The organism is Caballeronia sp. SL1002 (assembly GCF_057814995.1).
Window position 1 is genome coordinate 218,839 of sequence record NZ_JBYMUW010000004.1, and the last position, 20,076, is coordinate 238,914.

Below are 20,076 nucleotides of genomic sequence, written 5' to 3' on the forward strand. Positions count from 1 at the left end.
TCTCACAGTTCGCTTTCGTGCCAGCCGCGCAAGCCGATGCGCGAGACCCACACCGTGATGCCGAACAGCACCACGCCCGTCACGGTAATCAGAAAAAGGGCCGCGAAAAGCCGCGGAATGTTCAACTGGAAACCCGCCTGCAAAATCTGGTAAGCGAGCCCCGCGCCGCTGCCGCCCGTCCCCGCGACGAACTCCGCCACCACCGCGCCGATCAGCGATAGACCGCTCGAAATACGCAAGCCACCGAAGAAATACGGCAGCGCGCTCGGAATCCGCAGGCGCACGAGCGTCTGCCAGCGCGTCGCGCGATTGATGCGAAACAGGTTGATAAGACCGGGGTTCACGCTGCGCAACCCGAGCGCTGTATTGGAGATGATCGGGAACAAGGCAACCAGCATCGCGCAGATCACGAGCGCGACCGTCGTATCCTTCACCCAGATGATGATGAGCGGCGCGATCGCGACAATCGGCGTGACCTGCAGCAAGATTGCATACGGAAAGAAGCTCGCCTCGATCAGCGGACTCTGCACGAACAGCAGCGCGATAACAACGCCGAGCACGGTCGCCAGCGCAAACGCGAGCAGCGTGATCTTGAGCGTGGCCATCAGGCTGACCAGCAGCATCGGGCCGTCCTTCACGAGTTGCAATGCGATGTCGTGCGGCGCGGGCACCAGATACACCGGCACCTTGAAGAACGCGCACCAGCCTTCCCACAACAGCAACATCAGCGCACCGACTATCCACGGCGCGGCGGTCTTCATGGCGCCCGGCCGGCCGAGCAAGGGCAAGCGTTTCGCGGCGATGGCGGGCTTCACGCGATCGGTCCGTGAAGCAAGGGACTGGCTCGTCATCATTGCACTCCTGCTTCGTTGAGAGACGACGCACGATGGGCGTCGGTAATCAGGTCGGACAAGGTCTTGCAGTGCGCCATGAACGACGGCGACACGCGATACGCATCGTCGCGTTCAGCAGGACCGTCGATCGGCACTTCCGCGATGATGCGCCCCGGCCGCGCCTGCATCACCACCACGCGCTCCGACAAATACACCGACTCGTAAATGCTATGCGTGACGAACACGACCGTCATGCCGCGCTTCTTCCACAGCGCGCGCAGATCGCTGTCGAGCTTGTTGCGCGTGAATTCGTCGAGCGCGCCGAACGGTTCGTCGAGCAGTAGCAAATCCGGCTCGGTGACGAGCGCGCGCGCAAGCGACGCACGCATCTGCATGCCGCCGCTCAACTCACGCGGACGCACGCCGCCGAACTTCGCGAGCCCGACGTTCGCAAGCGCGTCCGCCACGCGCGCATCCGCTTCGCGGCGCGGCACGTGAGCGAGATCGAGCGGCAAACGCACGTTATCCGCGATACTCGCCCACGGCATCAGTGTCGCTTCCTGAAACACCATCGACATGCGCCGTCCCTTCGATCCGACCGTCTCGAACGGCTGATTCCACCAGCGCATGTGTCCATGCGTCGGCGTTTCGATGCCTGCAAACATTTTGAGCAGCGTGCTTTTTCCGCAGCCCGACGGCCCGAGCAGCGAGACGAATTCGCCAGGCGCGATCGCGAGACGCACGTCTTCGAGCGCGACCGTGCCGTTCGCGTAGATCTTGTCGACGCGCTGCACCGAAAGCGCGGCGTCGGCGTGAGATGCAGCAGGAAAGGATGCCGGGGCGTTCATGCTTCAGTCCTCCGTTGCGATACGAAATACTTCTTTCTCGCCGTGCGTTTCCAGCAGTTTCAGCAACTTGCGGCGCATCAGCAGTCCGGGCTGGTCCGACGTCATGTGGCATTCCTGCTGGCGTCGCACGTCGATACACGCGTCGTAGTCCGTCGCTTCGAGAATTCCGCGGTCTTCATCGGTAATCGGACGGTCCCAGTCGATCAGTTCCTGCGTCGAACACGCTTCCTCGCTGTCGTTCCGATAGAGCCATTGCACGAGCATCATCGTTTTATCGTCGATAGGCGTCGCGCAGTTGTAGATGATGTGATGCACGCCGCTTGCCGGATACATGCAGCCGAAACGCCGCGAAAACGGCATGAACCAGCGATTCACGAGATGCCGCTCGGTGACGTCGTCGGTCGTGCCGGTAATGCGGAAGCTCGCCTCAGGATTGCGGATCGGCACGTGCGTCTCGGCTTCGAAACCCCACTCGTTCGGCCGGAATTCGTACTTCGACGGCTTCGGGCTATTGAAGAGACCGAAGTTCGATTTATGCACGAAGCTGAAGTGCGAGTTGTCGAACGAGTTCTCCATCATGCGAAGCGGGCTCGTATTCCACTGCTCGTAGAACTGCAGGATGCGCCGATAGCCCGGCGCCGTTTCTTCCGGAAATTCGGGGATCGGCTGCAACGGATCGTCGAGCGCGACCCACGCGTAGCCATAGCGTTCCTCGCAGCGGAACGACTGCACGATCGCCCGCGACGGAATCTCGCCGCCGTCGTTCTGCGGAATCTTCACGCACTGTCCGCTGCAGTCGTAGGTCCAGCCGTGATAGCCGCACGCGATGTTGCCGTCGTCGTCCACGTAACCTTTCGACAGCTTCGCGGTGCGATGGCAGCAACGGTCGCGCAGCGCATGCGGCTTGCCGCCCGCGCCCTTCCACAGGACGATCGCCTCGCCGAGCAGCGTGAACGGCTTGGGGCCGTCGTCGAGTTGCGACATCGGCATGATCGCGTACCAGAAGCGGCGCAAAACCTTTTGACGTGTAACCAGCATGTGAATCTACTCCTCGTAACCGGTGAAGTTAGGTCGATGCGCGGCTCAGGGCATGACCTTGGCGTTCTGGATGTACTGCAGCGTGTAGGCGCTCTTGTAGTCCGTGCTCGCCTTCAGCAGCTTCGCGCCGACCATGTAGTCGTAGGTCTTCTTCCAGCGCGCGTCCGTCATCGCGCCGATACCGAGCGCCGATGCATCGCCGCCCGTCACGAGCTTCAGTTTTTTCAGCTGATCGACGCCGAACGCGAGTTGCGCATCGGTCATCTCGGGGTTGTCTTTCTTGATCAGCGCGTTGCCGGGCGCGGGATCGGCGAGGTAGCTTTTCCAGCCTTCCATCGACGCCTTCACGAAGCGCGCGGTCACGTCCGGCTTATCCGTGAGCGTCTTGCGCATGCCGACGATGGTCGTGTTGTACGGCGGATAACCCGCATCGGCGAAAAGGAAGAAGTGGCTCTTCACATGCGCCTGCTCGGCCTGATAGGTCTCGGACGACGGATACGCCTGCATCGCCACGTTAGGATCGACGAAGAACGGCTGAAGATTGAACGTGTACGGGCGCGTCTGCGCATCGCTGTAGCCGTACTTTTCCTTCAGCCACGGCCACCAGCTCGTGCGGCCCGATCCCGCCACGAGGATGGTCTTGCCCTTCAGGTCCGCGAGACTTTTAACGTCGTCGTGGACGAGCATGCCTTGCGGATCGAACTGGAACGACGCCGCGACGGTCGTCACCGGAATGCCGGCTTCCACGCTCGACAGCACCTGAAAGTCGTAGCCGAGGATGAAGTCCGCCTGGCCGCCCACCAGCAGTTGCATTCCGTTCACTTGCGGGCCGCCCATCTTGATGGTGACGTCGAGGCCCGCTTTCTTGTAGAGGCCGGTCGCGACCGCCTGATAGAAGCCGCCGTGTTCCGCTTGCGCGTACCAGCTCGTCAGGACCGTGACGTGGTCGTCGGCGTGAGCGGACGCGGCGAGCACGATGCCGGAACCCAGGGTTAAAACGTTAAGCAAGCGACGCAGGACACGCATGGAACGCCTCGTAGAGTAAGCATGAAGTTAGAACGAGGACGTTTGAACGAAGGCCGCACGCAATGAAAAACGCACGACGGACAGGACCTATATGACGCACAACAAAAGGTGAATTCGGGGCAACCGCATGCACGCATCTTGTTGGCGAGATCGGACGATCCCGTTCAAACGCCGACGTTCGTCGACGTGGGCGCGCGATGCGCCCCAAGAGCAATGCCCCACGCCCGCTGAATGTGCCGGACGCTAGCCGCTTCTACTCTGCTTATTTTATTAGCGAGTTCCGTGCCATGGCGCGAAGCCCGTCACGACGGATGAGCGGCCGGAATTTTTACCATCGCGGCGTGCACGGCGCACGTCCGTGAAGCACGGCAGGCACCTTGGCAGTGCATTGGCTGAGCGCGGCCGCTCAGCGGATTTCTATTTCGATAAACACGACCTCATGCGCACTCGCGTTCACCACGTTGTGCTCGACGCCTTTCAAGCCGGCATAGCTCTGTCCCGCCCGCAATACCGACACGCGATTACCTGTCTTCGTTTCGAGCAGGAGTTCGCCATCGGTCTGCGGCACGACGATGTAGTCGTGTCCGTGAATGTGCCAGCCGGTTTCGGAACCGGGCGCGAACCGCCACTCGGTCACGATGGCCCGCTCGTTCGACACTTGTCGCGTGGGGACCGCGGGTTGTCTTGTCATGCGTCGTTACTCCTTGCGTAAATATAAAACGCGCCAGTTCAGGCGACCAACGCGCGTCCGAGTTCGATCAACGCGCGATCGCTGCCCGGCGGGCCGATCAGCGAAAAGCCGAGCGGCACGCCGTCGATTTGCATCAGCGGCAAGGATAACTGCGGACAGCCGGCCAGTCCCGCGACGCACAGCATGTTGATCGACTGGTTGCGGTAGGACTCGAGCATGTCCTCGGTGTCGGTGAGAAGCGGCGCGACGCCGGGCATGGTCGGCATGAGGATCACGCGGCGTCCGTCGAGCAGCTTCAGCAAGCTCGTGCGGAACGCGTCGCGCACGCTTTCGTGCTCGTCGTTCTGCGCGGTCGTGATCGTGCGGGACCATTCGAAACGCTCGCGCACGCCCGGGCCGAGCTGGAAATCGTAGCGTTCGATGTTCTCGCCGTGACTGCGCCACGCCTGGAAACCCTGCATGAAACGGAACGCCCAGAACAGGTCGTCGGTCGAGGGCGACATGATATTCGCGCGCTCGCTCGCGCCGAACTTTGCGCGCACGCGTTCGAGCGTTGCCGCGAACGCCGCCGCGACCGGCGCGGACAACAGCGCCATCGCTTCGTTCGGCAGTATGACGTCGGGTATGGCGGGAAGCGTAGCGGTATCGTCGCCGAGCAGCACGTTGCCGACGCGCGCGAATGTATCGATGTCGCGCGCGAACCAGCCGCAGGTATCGAAACCGGGCGCGAGCGGCATGCAGCCTTCGAGACTCACGCTCGCGTGCGTCGGCCGCAAGCCGATCAGACCGCAATGGCTCGCGGGCGCGCGCACGGAGCCGCCGGTGTCGGTGCCGAGCGCAAAGTCGCACAAGGCGTTCGACACCGCCGCCGCCGACCCGGAACTCGACCCGCCGCACACGCGCTCTGGCGCCGCGCCATTGCGCGGCACGCCGAAGTGCAGGTTCTTGCCGTTCATCGAGAACGCGAGTTCTTCCGTATAGGTTTTGCCGGCGAACACCGCGCCCGCCGCGAGCAGCGCATCGACCACCGGCGCGTGCGCCGTCTTGATGCCCGACATCGCGAGCATGTGCGGGTTGCCGCAACCGGTCGGATAACCGGCGACATCGAAGATATCCTTCACGCCGAAGGTCAGACCGGCGAGCGGGCCGGTCGCGGCGTTCGGCACGGGTGCGTCGGGAAAGGGAACGAAGGCGCGGGACGAAGCGAAGTCTGGATTCATAGGGCGTCAGTGTGCGGGAACGGGATCGGTGGGAACGGGCAGTGTCGCGATTTCATCCACTCGGATGCAGCGCGCCGAGTGCGCCGCACCGACCGCGCGCTCCTCGGGCTGCGTCTCGCGGCAACGGTCGATAGCATGCGGGCAGCGCGGAGCGAACGCGCAGCCGGGCGGCAGCGTGGACAGATCGGGCGGCGCACCGCCGATCGTCGCAAGGCGCGCGCCCTTCTCCATCGCGCCGTGTGTGCGGCCGCGCAAGAGCGCGATGGTGTACGGATGGCGCGGTTCGGTCAGCAGCGCGATAGCCGGCCCCTGTTCGACGATCCGCCCCGCGTACATCACCGCGATCCGGTCGGCCACTTCCGTCGCCGCGCCGATATCGTGCGTGACGAATACGATCGACAGATTCAACTCCTGCTGAAGCTCGCGCAGCAGCAGCAGGATCTGAATCTGGACGGTCGCGTCGAGTGCGGTGGTCGGCTCGTCGGCGAGCAGGACGCGCGGTTCGCACGACAACGCAAGCGCGATCATCGCGCGTTGCCGCATGCCGCCCGACATCTCGTGAGGATACGCGTCAAGCCGCCGCTCGGGACTCGGAATGCGTACCTTTTCGAACAGCGCGAGCGCGCGCTTCCTCGCCTCGCGCTTCGATACGCGCTGATGCCGGCGCACCATCTCGACGATCTGCGCGCCGAGCGTGTAGACCGGATCGAGCGCGAGCAGCGGCTCCTGGAAGATCATCGAAACGACCTTGCCGCGCAGCGCCGAAAGCGCACCGCGCGACAGCGTCAGCACGTCGCGTCCTTCGACGCTCAGACCGCCTTCTATGCGCGTCGTCTTCTCGGAATGCAGCCGCATGATCGAGCGCAGCGTGACGCTTTTGCCCGATCCCGATTCGCCGAGCAGCGCGACGACTTCGCCGCGCGCAACGTCGAGATCGACGCCGTTCACCGCATGCACCGTGCGCCCGTCGCGCACGAACCGTACTTTCAGATCGCGCAGGCTGATGCTTGATTCCGGCGTGGCGCTCATGGGTTCACCTCTTCGATGGCAGTCACTGCGCGGCCCGGCACGTAGCCGCTCGCCGGCTCGTATTCGAGGCAAGTCACCTGACCCTCGCCCACGCGCGTGATCGCCGGTTTGCGCACACGGCACACGTCCTGCGCTTGCGGACAGCGCGTGTGGAAGCGGCATCCGCTCGGTGGATCGATGGGATTCGGTGGATCGCCGAAAAGCGGCGCGACCGTCGTGCGGCGCGTCGGATCGACGCTCGGCATGGAGTTGAGCAACGCGCGCGTGTATGGATGCAGCGCGCGAGCGAATACGGCGTCGGCTTGACCAATCTCCACGATCTCGCCGAGATACATCACGACCACGCGGTCCGACATATAGCGCACGACGTTCAAATCGTGGCTGATGAACACATACGTCAGGCCGAACTCCGCCTTGAGATCGGCCAGCAGATTCAGCACCTGCGCCTCGACGGATTTATCGAGCGCGGACACCGCCTCGTCGAGGATCACGAGGCGCGGCTCAAGCGCGAGCGCCCGCGCGATATTCACGCGCTGACGCTGCCCGCCCGACAGCTCATGCGGATAACGTCCCGCGAAACGCACCGGATCGAGCCCGACGCGCGCCAGCAGATCGCGCCCGCGCGCAATCGCGCTGCGCTGCGAAACGCCGTGTACGGTCGCGCCGAACGCGATCGAATCCTCGATCGTCATGCGCGGATTGAGCGAGGAGAAACTGTCCTGAAACACCATCTGAACCTGACGGCGAAACTGGCGCAACGGCAGCGCGCGCGAGCCGACCGTCTCGCCGTCGAAGATCAGTTCGCCGCTATCCTGCGTGAGCAATTGCATCAGCACGCGCGCCATCGTCGATTTCCCGCAGCCCGACTCGCCGACCACGCCGAGCGTCTCGCCCTTGCGAATCTCGAACGAGATGCCGTCCACGGCGCGCACCACGCGGCGCGCGTCCTTCGTGAACGGCAGGCCCTTGTTGCCGAGTGGAAAGTGCCGCACCACGTCGCGCACGCTGAGAAGCGGCTGCGCCGGTCCGCCTATGTCGCGTTCGTCGTCGAATGCCGTCGCCATCACTTGATCTCCATCGCGGCGCGCAGGCCATCGGACAACACGTTGAACGCGATCGACGTCGCGAAGATGAACACGCCGGGCAGCGCGGCGAGCCACGGCTGGGTGTAAATGGCCGTGCGCAGCGTGTTGAGCATCAGGCCCCACTCGGGGTTTGGCGGCGTCACGCCGAGGCCGAGGAACGAGAGACCGGAGGCGAGGATCATCGAGACTGAAATGAGGCTGGTCGAGAATACGAAGATCGGTCCGATCACGTTGCCGAGCACGTGGACGCGCACGATGGTGAACGCACTCGCGCCCGAGGCGCGCGCGGCATCGACGTAATCGCTCCGGCGCACTTGCGTGGTTACGCTTTCCGCAATCCGCGCAATCTGCGGAATGAACACGACGGTCAGCGACACCAGCGCATTGCCGATGCCCGTGCCGAGCGCGCCCGACAACGCGATGGCGAGCAGCACCGAGGGAAACGCGTACAGCACGTCGATGGTGCGCATCACGAGTGCATTGACGACGCCGCCCGCGTAGCCTGCCGTCACGCCGATCGCGCCGCCGAGTCCGAACGCGAGCAGCACGGGCGTGACGCCCATGAAGAGCGAGAGCCGCGCGCCGAGAATCAGCCGCGAGAACATGTCGCGGCCGAGTTCGTCCGTGCCGAGCAGATGGCCGGGCGTGCCGAGCGGCTTGAGGCGGCTGAACATCGAGGCGGCGAACGGATCGGCGGGCATGAGGAGCGGCGCGGCCACGGCCATCGTGAGAAACACGAGGATCACGGCGGCGCCGAACATGGCTTGCGGGTTGCGCACGAGACGGCGCAGCACGTTCGCGCCGTGGCCGCGCGAGCGCAGCGGCGCGGCGGCGGACGTGGCGGTTTCACCGCCAGCGGAGATAGTCGTAGTCATGGTCAGCCTCTTTCGATGCGTGGATCGAAGACGGTTTGAAGAATATCGACCAGCAGATTCAGGACGACAAAAAAGAGCGCGAGAATCAGGATCGTGCCCTGCAAGAGCGGCAGATCGCGCTGAAAGATCGCGGCGTTGAGCAGGAAACCCGTACCGGGCCACGAGAACACCGTCTCGATCAAAATCGATCCGCCGAGCAGATAGCCGAGTTGCAGGCCCATCACGGCGAGCGCGGTCGGGGCGCAGTTCTTCAGCACATGTCGGAACAGCGCGTGCTCGCTCAATCCGCGCGCCCGCAAGCCCACCATGAATTCCTGCGAAAGCGTGTCGGCGACGAGCGCCCGCACCGTGCGCGCAATGATGCCCATCGGGATGAACGACATGGTGACGGCGGGTAGGATCAGATACTGGAAATGCGTCCAGTCCCACGCCCAGTCCGCCGATCCATCCGGGCCCGCGCCGGTCGCGGGCAGCCACATCAGCTTGGCCGAGAACACGATCACGAGCACCATGCCAAGCCAGTAATGCGGCACGCTCACGCCGGTCACGGAAATGAGCGAAGCCAGCCGGTCGATCCACGTGCCGCGCATATAACCCGCCACGAAGCCGAACAGCGAGCCGAACGCGAAGCCGATTATCGTGGCGAGCGCGGCGATCATCATCGTGTTGCCAACCGCCTTGAAGACCTCGCCGGCAACCGGACGGCCTGTCGCGATAGACGTGCCGAGATCGCCGTGCAGCGCGCGCCAGACCCAGCTCGTGAACTGCACCGGCAATGGCCGGTTGAAGCCGTAGAGTTCCATCAACTGTTTCTGGAGGTCCGCCGAGGCGTCCGGCGGCAGGATCGAAACGAGCGGATCGCCGGGCGCGATATGGACCAGCATGAAGCAGATGAACGCCACGCCCAGCATGATCGGCAATGCGTACAGCGCGCGCCGCAGAAGGTAGGAAAGCATGATGAAGTCCCGTGCCGCCCGCAACGAATGCGGACGGCGGTTCAGATCAGTTGATGGACATGGTGGCGATGTCGATGAACCAGCTCTTCGGCTGCACCACGCCATGCACCTTCGCCGCGATGGCGCGCGGGCCGGTGTCGTGCGCGATCCAGATGAACGGCGCGTCATCGACGATCTCGCCGTGCAGCTGTGCGAGCAATGCGTCACGCTGCTTGGCGTCGAAGGTCGTGCGCGCCTGCTGGATCAATGCGTCGATCTTCGGGTTGCTGTAGTAGCCCCAGTTGTTCGAGACCGGCGGGAACGCCTTCGTGCTCGTGAAGCGCACCATCGCGAAGAACGGGTCCATCGAGGCGAAGCTCACGTTGGTCGCGTTCGCGCCGTGCGCCGACGGATCCTTCGCGCCGAGCCGCCAGTTCGTGTAGAGCGTGTTCCACTCCACGACGTCGAAGGTGACGTCGAAGAAGCAGCCCTTCAGGTTCTGCTGCACGAACTCGTTCATCGGCAACGGCTGCATCTGGCCGGAACCCGATGCCGAAATCTGCACCTTCACCTTGAGCGGTTTGGCGGCCGAATAGCCCGCCTCGGTCATCAGCTTGCGAGCCGCGTCCGGGTCGTACTTGATCTTGAAGTTCGGATTGCCGCGCCACGGATCGCCCGGTTCGAAGGTGCCGGTCGCCTCGCTCATCTGGCCGCCGAGCAACTCCTTGAGCGCCGTGCGGTTCACGCAGAGATTCGCGGCATAACGCACGCGCTTGTCGAGCCACGGCGAGCCCGGCAGAAACGACACCTGCCACGGCCAGACATGCGGCTGCGGATTCGAATAGATCTTGAAGCCGCGCGACTTGATCGCGTCCATCGAATCCGGCGCGGGCGCCTCGATCCAGTCCACCTGACCCGACAGCAGCGCCGCCGTGCGCGTGTTCGCCTCGGGCAGCGGCAGCAACACGACACGGTCGATCTTCGGACGGCGCGCCGGGTCCCAGTACTCCGTGTTCTTCACCATTTCGAGCCGTTCGCGCGGTACGAAACGCGCCATCTTGAACGGGCCGGTGCCCGATGCATCGGCGGCGAAGGCAATCCACGCCTGCTTGTCGCGCTCGGCGGCATCCGTCGCCGAAGCGGGCACGGCCGCGAGCTTCTTCGCCCATTGCGCGGGGGACGCCATGTACAGGTTCGCGAGGTTGATCGGCAGGAACGAGTCCGGTTCGGACGTGGTGAGTTCCACCGTGAGATCGTCGATCTTCTTCGCCGAGCGCAATGTCGGCATGCGCGAGGCGGTCACGCCGACCTGGCTCGGGTCGAAGTTCGGCGCGGTCTTGTCGAGCACCTTGTTCACGTTCCAGACCACGGCGTCGGCATTGAACGCCGATCCATCGTGAAACTTCACGCCCGGACGCAGCTTGAAAATCCATTTCGTGTGGTCTTTCGGGTCGACTTGCCACGACGTCGCGAGATCCGGGATCAGTTCGCTCGGGCCTTTCTCGTGGCTCAGGTCCCATTGCGTGAGAGCGTCGTACATCGTGATGCCGGTGAAGCGATTGCCTTCGTAACCTTGATCGGGCTGGCCGAGCGTGCGCGGAATATCGCCCGCCGTCATGCCGATCTTCAAAGTCTTTTCCTGCGCCGATGCGCTCGCGGGCAACATCGCGCCAATGGCCAGCGCGCAGCTCAAGGTCAGCAAACTCGATTTGATTATGCTCATGCCAGTACGGTCCTCGACGGGGGTTGATCTTGGGTGAATCGGTCGAAAAGTGCCTTTAATTAAGGGCTTTTGCTGAAATTCAGGGAATCGTGAAGGCGACGCCCGCGCGTTCGGCCGCACCGCGCAAATGGCGTTGCATCGCGTTGTGCGCATCCTTCGCGTGACCGCCGACGATCGCGGCAACGATCAGTTCGTGTTCCTCGAACGCCTCGATGAGGCGCGGCGTATTCGCAAGCGGAAAGCGCTGACTGCGTCCGATCCGGTCTTCGAACGAACGCGAAATCTGCATGAGAATGTCGTTGCCGGAGAATGCCGCGATGGCCTGATGAAACGCGAGATCGCAACTCGCGGCATCGAGCAGATCGTTCTTCGAGAGCGCGTCGTGGAAGCGCGTTTGAAGACCTCGCAGGACCGTTGCAGCGTCGGCGCCCGTGACGCGCGCGGCGAGCGCGGCGGCGGACGGCTCGACGATGTAGCGCAACTGCATGGTCTGTTCGGCGCTGTGGCTGGGGTCGACGATCTGGCTATCGCGGATATCACGCTCACCCGGATGCGCGACGAACGTGCCCTTGCCCGGCACGGAGCGCACGAACCCGAGCGTCGTCAGCACCGATACCGCCTCGCGCAGCGCGCCCCGGCTCACGCCGAGTTGTTCCGCGAGTTCGCGCTGGCCCGGCAGCACGTCGCCGGGCGCATACGTTCCAGAGAGAATTCGTTGCTGCAAGGTTTGGGCAACGAAGTTCGGCATGCTCATTCACGCACTCCTACCGGTAGGACCGGTCGTACTTATGCGCGAATCGTGCCAGGATTAACTAGATGTTTAAAAACAAGGTGTTAGGGGTTTGGAGCGTCGAGGTCGGCTAGGGTTTGCACCTAGCCGAGGCGCTCGGAATGGTGCGGCGCACGGTTTGCGGGCGCTGCGATGGGTCTCAGGATCAAACCGGCAACGCCCCAACCACCGCCTGAAGCCGCTCAAAAGTAGCATCGTCGAGAACGGTCGTGGTAGGCAGCTTCTGCTTCGCCTGAAACAGATTCATAGCATCGCGCGTGCGATTTCCCAGCACGCCATCCACCTGCCCCGGCGCAAATCCAAGAAAGGTCAAATCGTTCTGCGCAGCGCGTACCCGCAAGTCCGGCGTCCCACCAAACGCGTACGACTGATACGCCGCACGTAGCCGCGCATCGTAATTGTTGATCGCGAAATTCGCGCCGTTATAGATGCGCGCGAAGTTGGTCCAGTCGCGTGCGCGCAGCGCGCCGATCGCGCCGCCCGCAGCCATTTCTCCCGCCGCGCATAAAAGCTGCTCGCTCTCCGACACGCTCATCCGCTGCGCCATGTTTTCGGCGCTCGTGGATTGCGTCTGCTTGAAGTTGAAACCCATCGTCTGGCCGAGTCCCCACGACGTGCTTTGCAACGCCGCGTCGCGATTCAGTGCGATCGCGGCATCGAGCCGGTCGTACTGATGCGCGCCGGTCGGCCCGTAATTGCCGGGCGTGCGGCTGCTGATATCGGGATGATCGGCGTCGAATTCGTGATTCGTCAGGCGGCTGAATACGTGGCGCTCGTAAAGAATTTTCGGACGCCGGTCCGTGAAGAATCCCACGCCGGAAGTTTCCACCGCGAGCACCGCCCACAACTCGGATGCCCCGACCTTCAGCACGTCTAGCGCTGCGGCGAGTCCATCGCTGTCGAGCGCGGTTCCATGTCCCTTGAACTCAGTCTGCACGATCGTCTCCTTGAAAAGGCGGATGGCCGGCATCGCGACGGTCGCGAAAATGCGTGCAAGTGCCGTGGCGATGCCTTTAAGAAGATCGAATCGGAGCCGTGTTTTTTGAAAGCGCGCACGCAAGCCGCCGCAGCGCATCCGTCAGCTTTTTGGGCAAGGTAACGAAAGCTTCATGTTCCGTCCCTAGACTGCGCGCTTCCTCCCCACGCACTACAGGACTCGCCCGGATGTCTTCGCCTGACTCGTTCTTCCTTCGTTCCCTCGTCGCGGCGTCGTCCGCCGCCTTCCTGCTCGCGGCCTGCGGCGGCCACTCGGGCGACAGCGCCGATACCTCTAGAGTCACCTCGATCCCCGCGCCACCCGCCGATCCGGGCTTCGTCGATAGCGCGCCGGTTCTTTCGAGCGTGGCCGCCTTCGTCGATAACGCCGCGACCAACCAGCGCGGCGACGCCCGCTACGCGACGCTCGATACGAACGCCGGCGTGCGCGTGCTGGCCGGTTTCCGGACGCTGTGGCAACCGCTCACGGATATCGTCGATGCAGGCGTCACCGCGCCCGCATCCGGCGCGTTTCCGGCTGTCGTGGCATCGACGTGGACGGGTTTGCCGAACGACGGTACGCCCGGCGGCACCGCGCTGAACCCGACCGTGCTCGCGGCAAACGTGCAATACGTGGTCAACGCCACCACGGCGCGCACGGCGGCGCAAGCCGAAGCCGCGTACTACGACGACCGGCGCAACAAAGGCTATAGCGTGTCGGACGGCATGGGCCCGCTCACCAGCGTATGGCGCACGGCCGCGCAGCAATCCACCAGCATCACGACCATTCCCGCCGACGCCACCACCACGCTCTACAACGATTCCGGCACGAACACGGGCGTGGGCAGCGCGACCAACACGCAGTTCGGATCGGTCGTCGATCTGATCAATACGATGGGCAACAACGGTTCGACCGAACCGGCCAAGCGCTTCTATAAATACGCGCGGCCGTTCCGCTGGAGCACGAGCGTAGTCGTCGCGCCGACGCTCGTGCCCGCCGAAAGCTCGACGCCCGCGACCGATGGCGGCTTCCCGAGCGGCCACTCGGCCGAGGCGATGCGCGATGCGCTCGCGATGGCCTATATCCTGCCCGAGCGTTACCAGGAGATGCTGAGCCGAGGGCTCGAACTCGGCGAGAACCGCATTCTGGCGGGCATGCATTCGCCGCTCGACGTGATCGGCGGGCGCATTCTGGGTGAAGCAGTCGTGGCCGCGAACCTCGCTGACACCGCCAACGCGACGCTCAAGCAAACCGCCGTCGCGCAGGCGCACACCGCGCTTTACACGTTGACCGGCACGACCGCCGACACCTTCCGCGCCTACGCCGTGTCGGGCACGACCGCGACCGACCGTTTCGCCGATCACGCGACGAACGCCGCCAACTACACGCGCCGTCTGACGTTCGGCTTCGGCGCAATCGCCGCATCGACGTCGCCCGCCGTGGTGCCGAAAAGCGCCGAGGTGCTGCTCGAAACGCGCTTGCCGTACTTGAGCGCGGACCAGCGCCGCGTGGTGCTGAAAACCACCGCGCTGGCATCGGGCTTCCCGGTCCTCGACGACGCCGAAGGCTGGGGCCGTCTGAATCTCTTCGCCGCCGCCGATGGTTACGGCGCTTTCGCGGGGAACGTGGCGGTTGCGATGGACGCGTCGCTCGGCGGCTTCAACGCCACCGACACCTGGCGCAACGACATCACCGGCACCGGCAAGTTGACGCTGACCGGGACCGGCGCGCTGCGTCTCGCGGGCGCAAACACGTACAGCGGCGGCTCGGAAGTGCAAGGCGGCACGCTCGCGGCCGATTCGGCCAAGGCATTCGGCACGGGCGACGTGTACGTCAGCGCCGGGACGGTCGCGGTAAACGCGGCGTCGCGCGCGGTGATCGGCGGGAAGTTCACGCAACTCGCGAGCGGCACGCTGGAACTGGATCGCGGCAACGGCGATCAGGGCTTGCTCGCCGTTGCCGGCCAGACGACGCTCGTCGGCGGCACGCTGCATGTGAAGTTCGCCTCGGGTTACACGCCGAAGGTGGGCGACACGATCGATCTGATCGATTGCAGCAGCCTGCAAGGCCGGTTCGGCACGGTCACGGTGGACGGGTTCAAGGCGACGGCGACTTATAGCTCATCGGGCGTGAAGATCCATATCGACGCGTAAACACAACAGGAAGATGACGCGGTGCAGCATTGAACTAGGGGAAAACCCTTGGTATTGGTTATAATCCTTTTTAACAAAGGACATTCCCGCCATGCCGCATCGCTTCCCTATCCTCGAACGCATCGCGTTCGCGCTGTTTCTGTTCTCCGCCGTCGCGGATGCGACTTTTATCGGCTATCAGAAAAGCCCGGATTTCCGCGACAACCTCCAGGAAATCGCGCGTCTGAGCGCTCAAGCGTGGACCGATTACCCCGCGCTGAGCGGTGATCCGTGGATGCCGCTCGGCCTCAGCTGATTCAGACGCGTCCGAGTCCACCACTCGGGCGCGTAACTTGCTGAACGCTTTGTCCCGTCATACGAATTATCGACAATGCGCCGTTTCCTCGCCCTTATCCTGACCTTCGCCGCTCTCACGAGCGCATCGTTCGCCGCCACGCGCGACGAACAGACCAAAGCCTGCAAAGGCGACGCGCTGCATTTTTGCGCCACCGACATCCCCGACGAACAAAAGATCACCGCCTGTATGAAGCAGCATTACGCGGAACTCAGCCCGCAATGCCAGGCGATGTTCAAGGGGCCGCCGCATCATGGCGCGCGCGCGAAGCAACCCGCGAAGCCGCAATAAGCGAGGTGGCCGGCGTGCTTTACATCGCGTGGCAACACTTTCAGCCGACCGAATTCCTGTCGATGCTCGGCTCCGCGCTCGGCGTGTTCGCGGGACTCGCGCTTCCGTTCGGCATGGCACGCTCGACGCATCGCCTTGCCGCGAAGCGCTGACCCGGTCAGCGAGCGCGAGCGAGATAACGTGCGCGCAGCGGCTTGAGCAGCGCGATTGCGAGCACGGCCGTGAGAATGTCGAGCGTGATCGCGGTGCCGAATACCGGCACCCAGCTACCGGCTTTCTGGTGCATCAGCGAGGCGAGCGGACCGCCGAAAATCGAGCCGATGCCTTGCGAGATATAAAGCCAGCCGTAGTTTTCGGTTGCGTGGCGCGTACCGAAAGTGTCGGTAAGCGTGGACGGAAACAGCGAAAAAATCTCGCCCCAGCCGAAGAACACGACGCCCGAGAGCAGCACGAACAACACGGCGTTATCGCGCGTCAGCAGCCACAGCGCCATTGCCACGCCTTCCAGCGCGAACGCGAAGCACATCGTGTTTTCACGGCCCACGCGGTCCGATACCCAGCCGAACAACGGGCGCGTCAGTCCGTTCGTGAAGCGGTCGATGGTCAGCGCGAGCGGCAACGCCGCCATGCCGAACACGAGCACCTTGGTCACGCCGAAGTCGGCGGCGAAGGTCGCCATTTGCGAGGTGACCATGAGGCCGGACGTGGACATCATCGTCATCATCGCGAACATGAGCCAGAAGATCGGCGTCCTGAGCACCTGCGCGGGACGCATGTCGCGCGCGCCGGATGCGTGAACCGAACCCGCAGCCGATGCAGCGGCGAGCGCGGGCGGCGTGCGCAAGCCTTGCGACGCGATAAAGCCGACGACCGCGAACACGATGCCGTAAATCCACAAGGTCGCATCGACCCCGCGCGATTGCAGCGATGCCGCGATCGGGAACGTCGTGACGATCGCGCCCATGCCGTAGCCCGCCGCGACCGCGCCGGCCGCGAAGCCGCGACGATCCGGAAACCAGCGCACCATCAACCCGACCACGCCGACATACACGATCCCTGTGCCGAGCCCGCCGACGAGCCCATACGTGAGATAGAGCATCGACGTCGTGGTTGCCTGCGATGCAAGCACCCAGCTCAAGCCCGACATGACCGTGCCGATGGAAATGAGCGTACGCGGCCCGAACCGGTCGATGAGCTTGCCCTGAAACGGCGAGAAGAACGTCTGCAAAATGATGAGCAGTGAAAACGTGACCTGCAGTTCAGGCAGCGGCACGCCGAGCTTGGCCGAGAGCGGCTTGGTCATCAGCGTCCACACATATTGCGGGCTGGAAATCGCCATCATGCAGACGAGGCCGAGGCCCAATTGCAGCCAGCGGCTGCGCGCGGTGACGGTCGACGCACCCGCGCCCGCCGGATCGTTGAGTGTCTGCGAAGGTGTGGTCATCGGAATTCTCCAATCGTGATGCTGCGTGATTGCGTGGTCGTGAGTTTTAAAAACTTATGGATGCACGCCGCCCTCCGGCTGTGCGCGATGCGCAGCCGGATTGCGAGGTACGAGGTAAACCGAGGTGTCTTGTGGCGCTACCAGCCTGCTGCCGCGCCGTCGCTGCGCGGATCGTGGCCGGCTTCCAGAAGCCCGTCCGGATGCCGCACGATCGCACCCGCGTGGCCCATCGCTTCGTCGTAGGCACCGAGCGTTTCGACGTCATGGCCGAGCGCGCGCAGCGCTTCCACCGTGGCCGCCGGGAAACGCGCTTCGAGCTTCAGCGAATCGGTCGTCTGGCCCCACGTGCGGCCGAGCAGCCAGCGCGGCGCGTCGATCGCGGCCTGCGGATTCCAGCCGAACGTCGCGATCCGCGAAAACACCGCGCTTTGCGATTGCGGCTGCCCGTCGCCGCCCATGTTTCCGTAGACCATCGTGCGGCCGTCGGCAAAACGCGCGAGCGCCGGATTGAGCGTGTGAAACGGGCGACGTCCCGGCATCAGCGGATTGCGCGACAGCGGATCGAGCGAGAAACTGCAGCCGCGGTTTTGCCAGTTGATACCCGAGGCGGGCAAGACGATGCCGCTGCCGAACTCGTGATAAATGCTCTGGATAAAGCTGACCGCCACGCCATCACCGTCGATCACGCCCATCCAGACCGTGTCGCCCGGCCCGCGCCCTTTGCCCCACGGCGCAGCGGCGATCATCGAGACTTGGCGCGCCATTGCGTCGAGCGCGGCGGGATCGAGTTGCGTGACCGGATCGATCTGCATGTGATCGGGGTCGGTGATGTGTTCGTCGCGCACTTTGAACGCGAGTTTGGTCGCCTCGACGCAGGCATGCACGAACTCGGGACCGAGCGGGTCCATGCCGCTATCGAGCAGCCGGTCGAGCACGCCGAGAATCAATAGCGAGACGAGTCCTTGCGTCGGCGGCGGCATGTTGTAGACCGTGCCGAGCGAATGCGTGAGCGCAAGCGGCGTGCGCAGGCGCGCTTCGTGACGTTCGAGATCGGCAAGCGCGAGCGGCGTGCCGAGCGCTTCAAGATCGCCCGCGATACTGCGCGCGAGGTCACCGCGATAGAAATCGTCGAGACCGGCGTCGGCGAGATGCTGCAACGTCGCGGCGAGACGCGGCGCGACGAAGCGCTCACCGGTTGCCGGGATGCGCGGCGCGTCGGCGCTGCCGAGATACGTTTCTGCGAATCCCGCGACGTTTTCGAGTTCCTCGCGCTTCGATGCAATGCACATCGACTGGCTTCGCGTGACCGGACAACCGTGCGTTGCGTAATGGATGGCGTCTTCGAGAAGCCGCGACACCGGCAGCTTTCCGCCGAGTGCGTCGCGCGAAACCGCGAGCGCGCGCGACCAACCGGACACGGTGCCCGCCACCGTATTCGCCGCGAGCGGCCCGCGCGTCGGGATCGCGCTCATGCCGAGCGAGCGGTACAAATCGGCGTTCGCGTTAAGGGCCGCGCCACCGCACGCCTCGATGCCGATCGGCGCTTCGCCCGGGCGCGAAACCAGCCAGAAGCCGTCGCCGCCGATGCTGTTCATGTGCGGATACACCACCGCGATGGTCGCGGCGGCCGCGACCATTGCCTCCACCGCGTTGCCGCCGTCGCGCAACACGGCAAGCGCGCTTTGCGACGCCAGCGCATGTGGCGCAACGGCCATGCCGCGCGCGCCGCGCGTCGGGTTCAATGTGGGCGCGCTCATCGCGCTCCGCCTATATTGCATTGCATCGCGTCAATCCTTTTGCTTGTATACATGAACGTCGACAACGCGAGAACCATGCCAGCAAACGCTGAAAAGATTCAAGCAGCTTAAGAACCCACACTGGAAAAGACTGCGGCGCTTCCAGCCGCGCCCGCCGCCGATAAAGCTAAACCGTGCGACGCTGCTTCGGTGGTGCGTACGGCGCGCTATCCGGCCCCAACGCGGTGCGCGCGCTCTGCAGACGGTGCATGGTGAGCTTGCGCACTTCCGCGTGACTGCCCTCGATATGGCGCGACACCCGTTCGAGACTGCGCGAAAGCTTGCGCGCGCGGAGGGCGTCGAGAATAGCGGCGTGCTCTTCGTAGGTCTCGTCCAGACAATCGCCGTAGACAAGATCGAGCCGCCGCACTACGCGGATCCGGTCGGTCACGCGCTGCATCGCGCTCGTCAGTTCTTCGTTATCCGCCGCTCGCACCAGCGCGTGATGAAACGCTTCGTCGAGTGCCGCGACTTCGCGGCCGTCGCGCGAGCGCTTCTTGCGCGGCACTTTCCAGACGCGTTCGAGCGCACCCAGCAGATCGTCGAAGGCGGGACGCGACGCGTTGCTTGCCGTGCAGAGTTTGCGCACCGCGAAGGTTTCGATCAGTTCGCGCATTTCGTAGAGATCGTCGAAACGCTTGATGTCGATCGGCACGACTTCCCAGCCGCCGCGCACATAGCCCTGCATCAGGCCATCGCTCTGGAGCCGTTGCAGCGCTTCGCGGGCGGGCGTGCGCGACACATCGAAGCGTTCGGCGACACTGCCTTCGGTCAGCTTGTCGCCGGGCAGCAGACGCAGATCGAAGATATCTTCGCGCAGGCGCAGATACACGTGATCCGCGCGCGACGACGCCCGGGCGAGGGCGGGCGCGGGATCGATTTCGAGAAAGGGGGCGATGAGGGTATCGGACATGGCGGTTTAGCTTATCAACAAACCGCGCGCGGAAAAAATCCGTTCGGCTGATTTGTTTCGCTTGGCTGCACGCTCG

20 protein-coding genes are annotated in these 20,076 nt (G+C 64.1%); 4 read left to right on the forward strand and 16 right to left on the reverse strand.

Features of this window, described 5'->3' with window-relative positions; genetic code table 11:
* Positions 1–2 precede the first annotated feature (2 nt).
* The 13 genes from AC3D25_RS22465 to AC3D25_RS22525 form a co-directional block, all read right to left on the reverse strand.
* A complete protein-coding gene (locus tag AC3D25_RS22465; protein ID WP_488891054.1) occupies positions 3–761 on the reverse strand; it encodes an ABC transporter permease in 759 nt (252 codons plus the stop codon).
* Between the two features lie 89 nt (positions 762–850).
* Positions 851–1,681 carry an ABC transporter ATP-binding protein gene (locus AC3D25_RS22470; protein ID WP_488890685.1) on the reverse strand — a complete coding sequence of 277 codons (831 nt, stop codon included), beginning with the start codon at positions 1,679–1,681 and terminating at the stop codon, positions 851–853.
* A gap of 3 nt (positions 1,682–1,684) precedes the next feature.
* On the reverse strand, positions 1,685–2,719 hold the full coding sequence (locus AC3D25_RS22475; protein WP_488890686.1) for an aromatic ring-hydroxylating dioxygenase subunit alpha: 1,035 nt from the start codon (positions 2,717–2,719) through the stop codon (positions 1,685–1,687).
* A 45-nt stretch (positions 2,720–2,764) separates the two neighbouring features.
* Positions 2,765–3,745, reverse strand: a complete 981-nt coding sequence (locus AC3D25_RS22480; protein WP_488890687.1) for an ABC transporter substrate-binding protein — start codon at positions 3,743–3,745, stop codon at positions 2,765–2,767.
* A gap of 406 nt (positions 3,746–4,151) precedes the next feature.
* The gene (locus AC3D25_RS22485; RefSeq protein WP_488890688.1) at positions 4,152–4,436 is read right to left on the reverse strand and encodes a cupin domain-containing protein; all 285 of its coding nucleotides are present in this window, start codon (positions 4,434–4,436) and stop codon (positions 4,152–4,154) included.
* 38 nt (positions 4,437–4,474) lie between these two features.
* The gene (locus tag AC3D25_RS22490; RefSeq protein ID WP_488890689.1) at positions 4,475–5,656 is read right to left on the reverse strand and encodes an amidase; all 1,182 of its coding nucleotides are present in this window, start codon (positions 5,654–5,656) and stop codon (positions 4,475–4,477) included.
* A 6-nt stretch (positions 5,657–5,662) separates the two neighbouring features.
* Complete coding sequence (locus AC3D25_RS22495; protein ID WP_488890690.1) at positions 5,663–6,685, reverse strand: ABC transporter ATP-binding protein; 1,023 nt, start codon at positions 6,683–6,685, stop codon at positions 5,663–5,665.
* Positions 6,682–7,749: an ABC transporter ATP-binding protein gene (locus AC3D25_RS22500; protein ID WP_488890691.1), complete on the reverse strand. Its 1,068-nt coding sequence runs from the start codon at positions 7,747–7,749 to the stop codon at positions 6,682–6,684. Before AC3D25_RS22500 ends, AC3D25_RS22495 begins: the two co-directional genes overlap by 4 nt.
* On the reverse strand, positions 7,749–8,645 hold the full coding sequence (locus tag AC3D25_RS22505; protein WP_488890692.1) for an ABC transporter permease: 897 nt from the start codon (positions 8,643–8,645) through the stop codon (positions 7,749–7,751). Before AC3D25_RS22505 ends, AC3D25_RS22500 begins: the two co-directional genes overlap by 1 nt.
* Positions 8,646–8,647: 2 nt before the next feature.
* On the reverse strand, positions 8,648–9,601 hold the full coding sequence (locus AC3D25_RS22510) for an ABC transporter permease (protein WP_488890693.1): 954 nt from the start codon (positions 9,599–9,601) through the stop codon (positions 8,648–8,650).
* A gap of 46 nt (positions 9,602–9,647) precedes the next feature.
* Positions 9,648–11,303: an ABC transporter substrate-binding protein gene (locus tag AC3D25_RS22515; protein ID WP_488890694.1), complete on the reverse strand. Its 1,656-nt coding sequence runs from the start codon at positions 11,301–11,303 to the stop codon at positions 9,648–9,650.
* Between the two features lie 79 nt (positions 11,304–11,382).
* Entirely contained in the window at positions 11,383–12,057 is a 675-nt protein-coding gene (locus AC3D25_RS22520; protein WP_488890695.1) for a FadR/GntR family transcriptional regulator, read from the reverse strand.
* Between the two features lie 181 nt (positions 12,058–12,238).
* Positions 12,239–13,030, reverse strand: a complete 792-nt coding sequence (locus AC3D25_RS22525; RefSeq protein WP_488890696.1) for an N-acetylmuramidase domain-containing protein — start codon at positions 13,028–13,030, stop codon at positions 12,239–12,241.
* Positions 13,031–13,257: 227 nt separating this feature from the next.
* Here AC3D25_RS22525 and AC3D25_RS22530 point away from each other — a divergent pair, with 227 nt between their 5' ends.
* From AC3D25_RS22530 to AC3D25_RS22545, 4 genes are all read left to right on the forward strand, one after another.
* Entirely contained in the window at positions 13,258–15,222 is a 1,965-nt protein-coding gene (locus AC3D25_RS22530) for a phosphatase PAP2 family protein (protein ID WP_488890697.1), read from the forward strand.
* A 91-nt stretch (positions 15,223–15,313) separates the two neighbouring features.
* Positions 15,314–15,517 (forward strand): hypothetical protein, encoded by a 204-nt coding sequence (locus tag AC3D25_RS22535; RefSeq protein WP_488890698.1) that lies wholly within the window; start codon positions 15,314–15,316, stop codon positions 15,515–15,517.
* A 75-nt stretch (positions 15,518–15,592) separates the two neighbouring features.
* Complete coding sequence (locus tag AC3D25_RS22540) at positions 15,593–15,847, forward strand: hypothetical protein (RefSeq protein ID WP_488890699.1); 255 nt, start codon at positions 15,593–15,595, stop codon at positions 15,845–15,847.
* A 14-nt stretch (positions 15,848–15,861) separates the two neighbouring features.
* Positions 15,862–15,999 carry a hypothetical protein gene (locus AC3D25_RS22545; protein WP_488890700.1) on the forward strand — a complete coding sequence of 46 codons (138 nt, stop codon included), beginning with the start codon at positions 15,862–15,864 and terminating at the stop codon, positions 15,997–15,999.
* Positions 16,000–16,004: 5 nt separating this feature from the next.
* Here the strand turns inward: AC3D25_RS22545 and oxlT are convergent, their stop codons facing one another.
* The 3 genes from oxlT to AC3D25_RS22560 all read right to left on the reverse strand — a co-directional run bounded on the left by oxlT (position 16,005) and on the right by AC3D25_RS22560 (position 20,000).
* Positions 16,005–17,291 carry an oxalate/formate MFS antiporter gene (gene oxlT / locus AC3D25_RS22550; RefSeq protein WP_488890701.1) on the reverse strand — a complete coding sequence of 429 codons (1,287 nt, stop codon included), beginning with the start codon at positions 17,289–17,291 and terminating at the stop codon, positions 16,005–16,007.
* A 137-nt stretch (positions 17,292–17,428) separates the two neighbouring features.
* Complete coding sequence (locus tag AC3D25_RS22555; RefSeq protein WP_488890702.1) at positions 17,429–19,048, reverse strand: gamma-glutamyltransferase family protein; 1,620 nt, start codon at positions 19,046–19,048, stop codon at positions 17,429–17,431.
* Positions 19,049–19,214: 166 nt separating this feature from the next.
* Positions 19,215–20,000: a GntR family transcriptional regulator gene (locus tag AC3D25_RS22560; protein WP_488890703.1), complete on the reverse strand. Its 786-nt coding sequence runs from the start codon at positions 19,998–20,000 to the stop codon at positions 19,215–19,217.
* Positions 20,001–20,076: the final 76 nt, after the last annotated feature.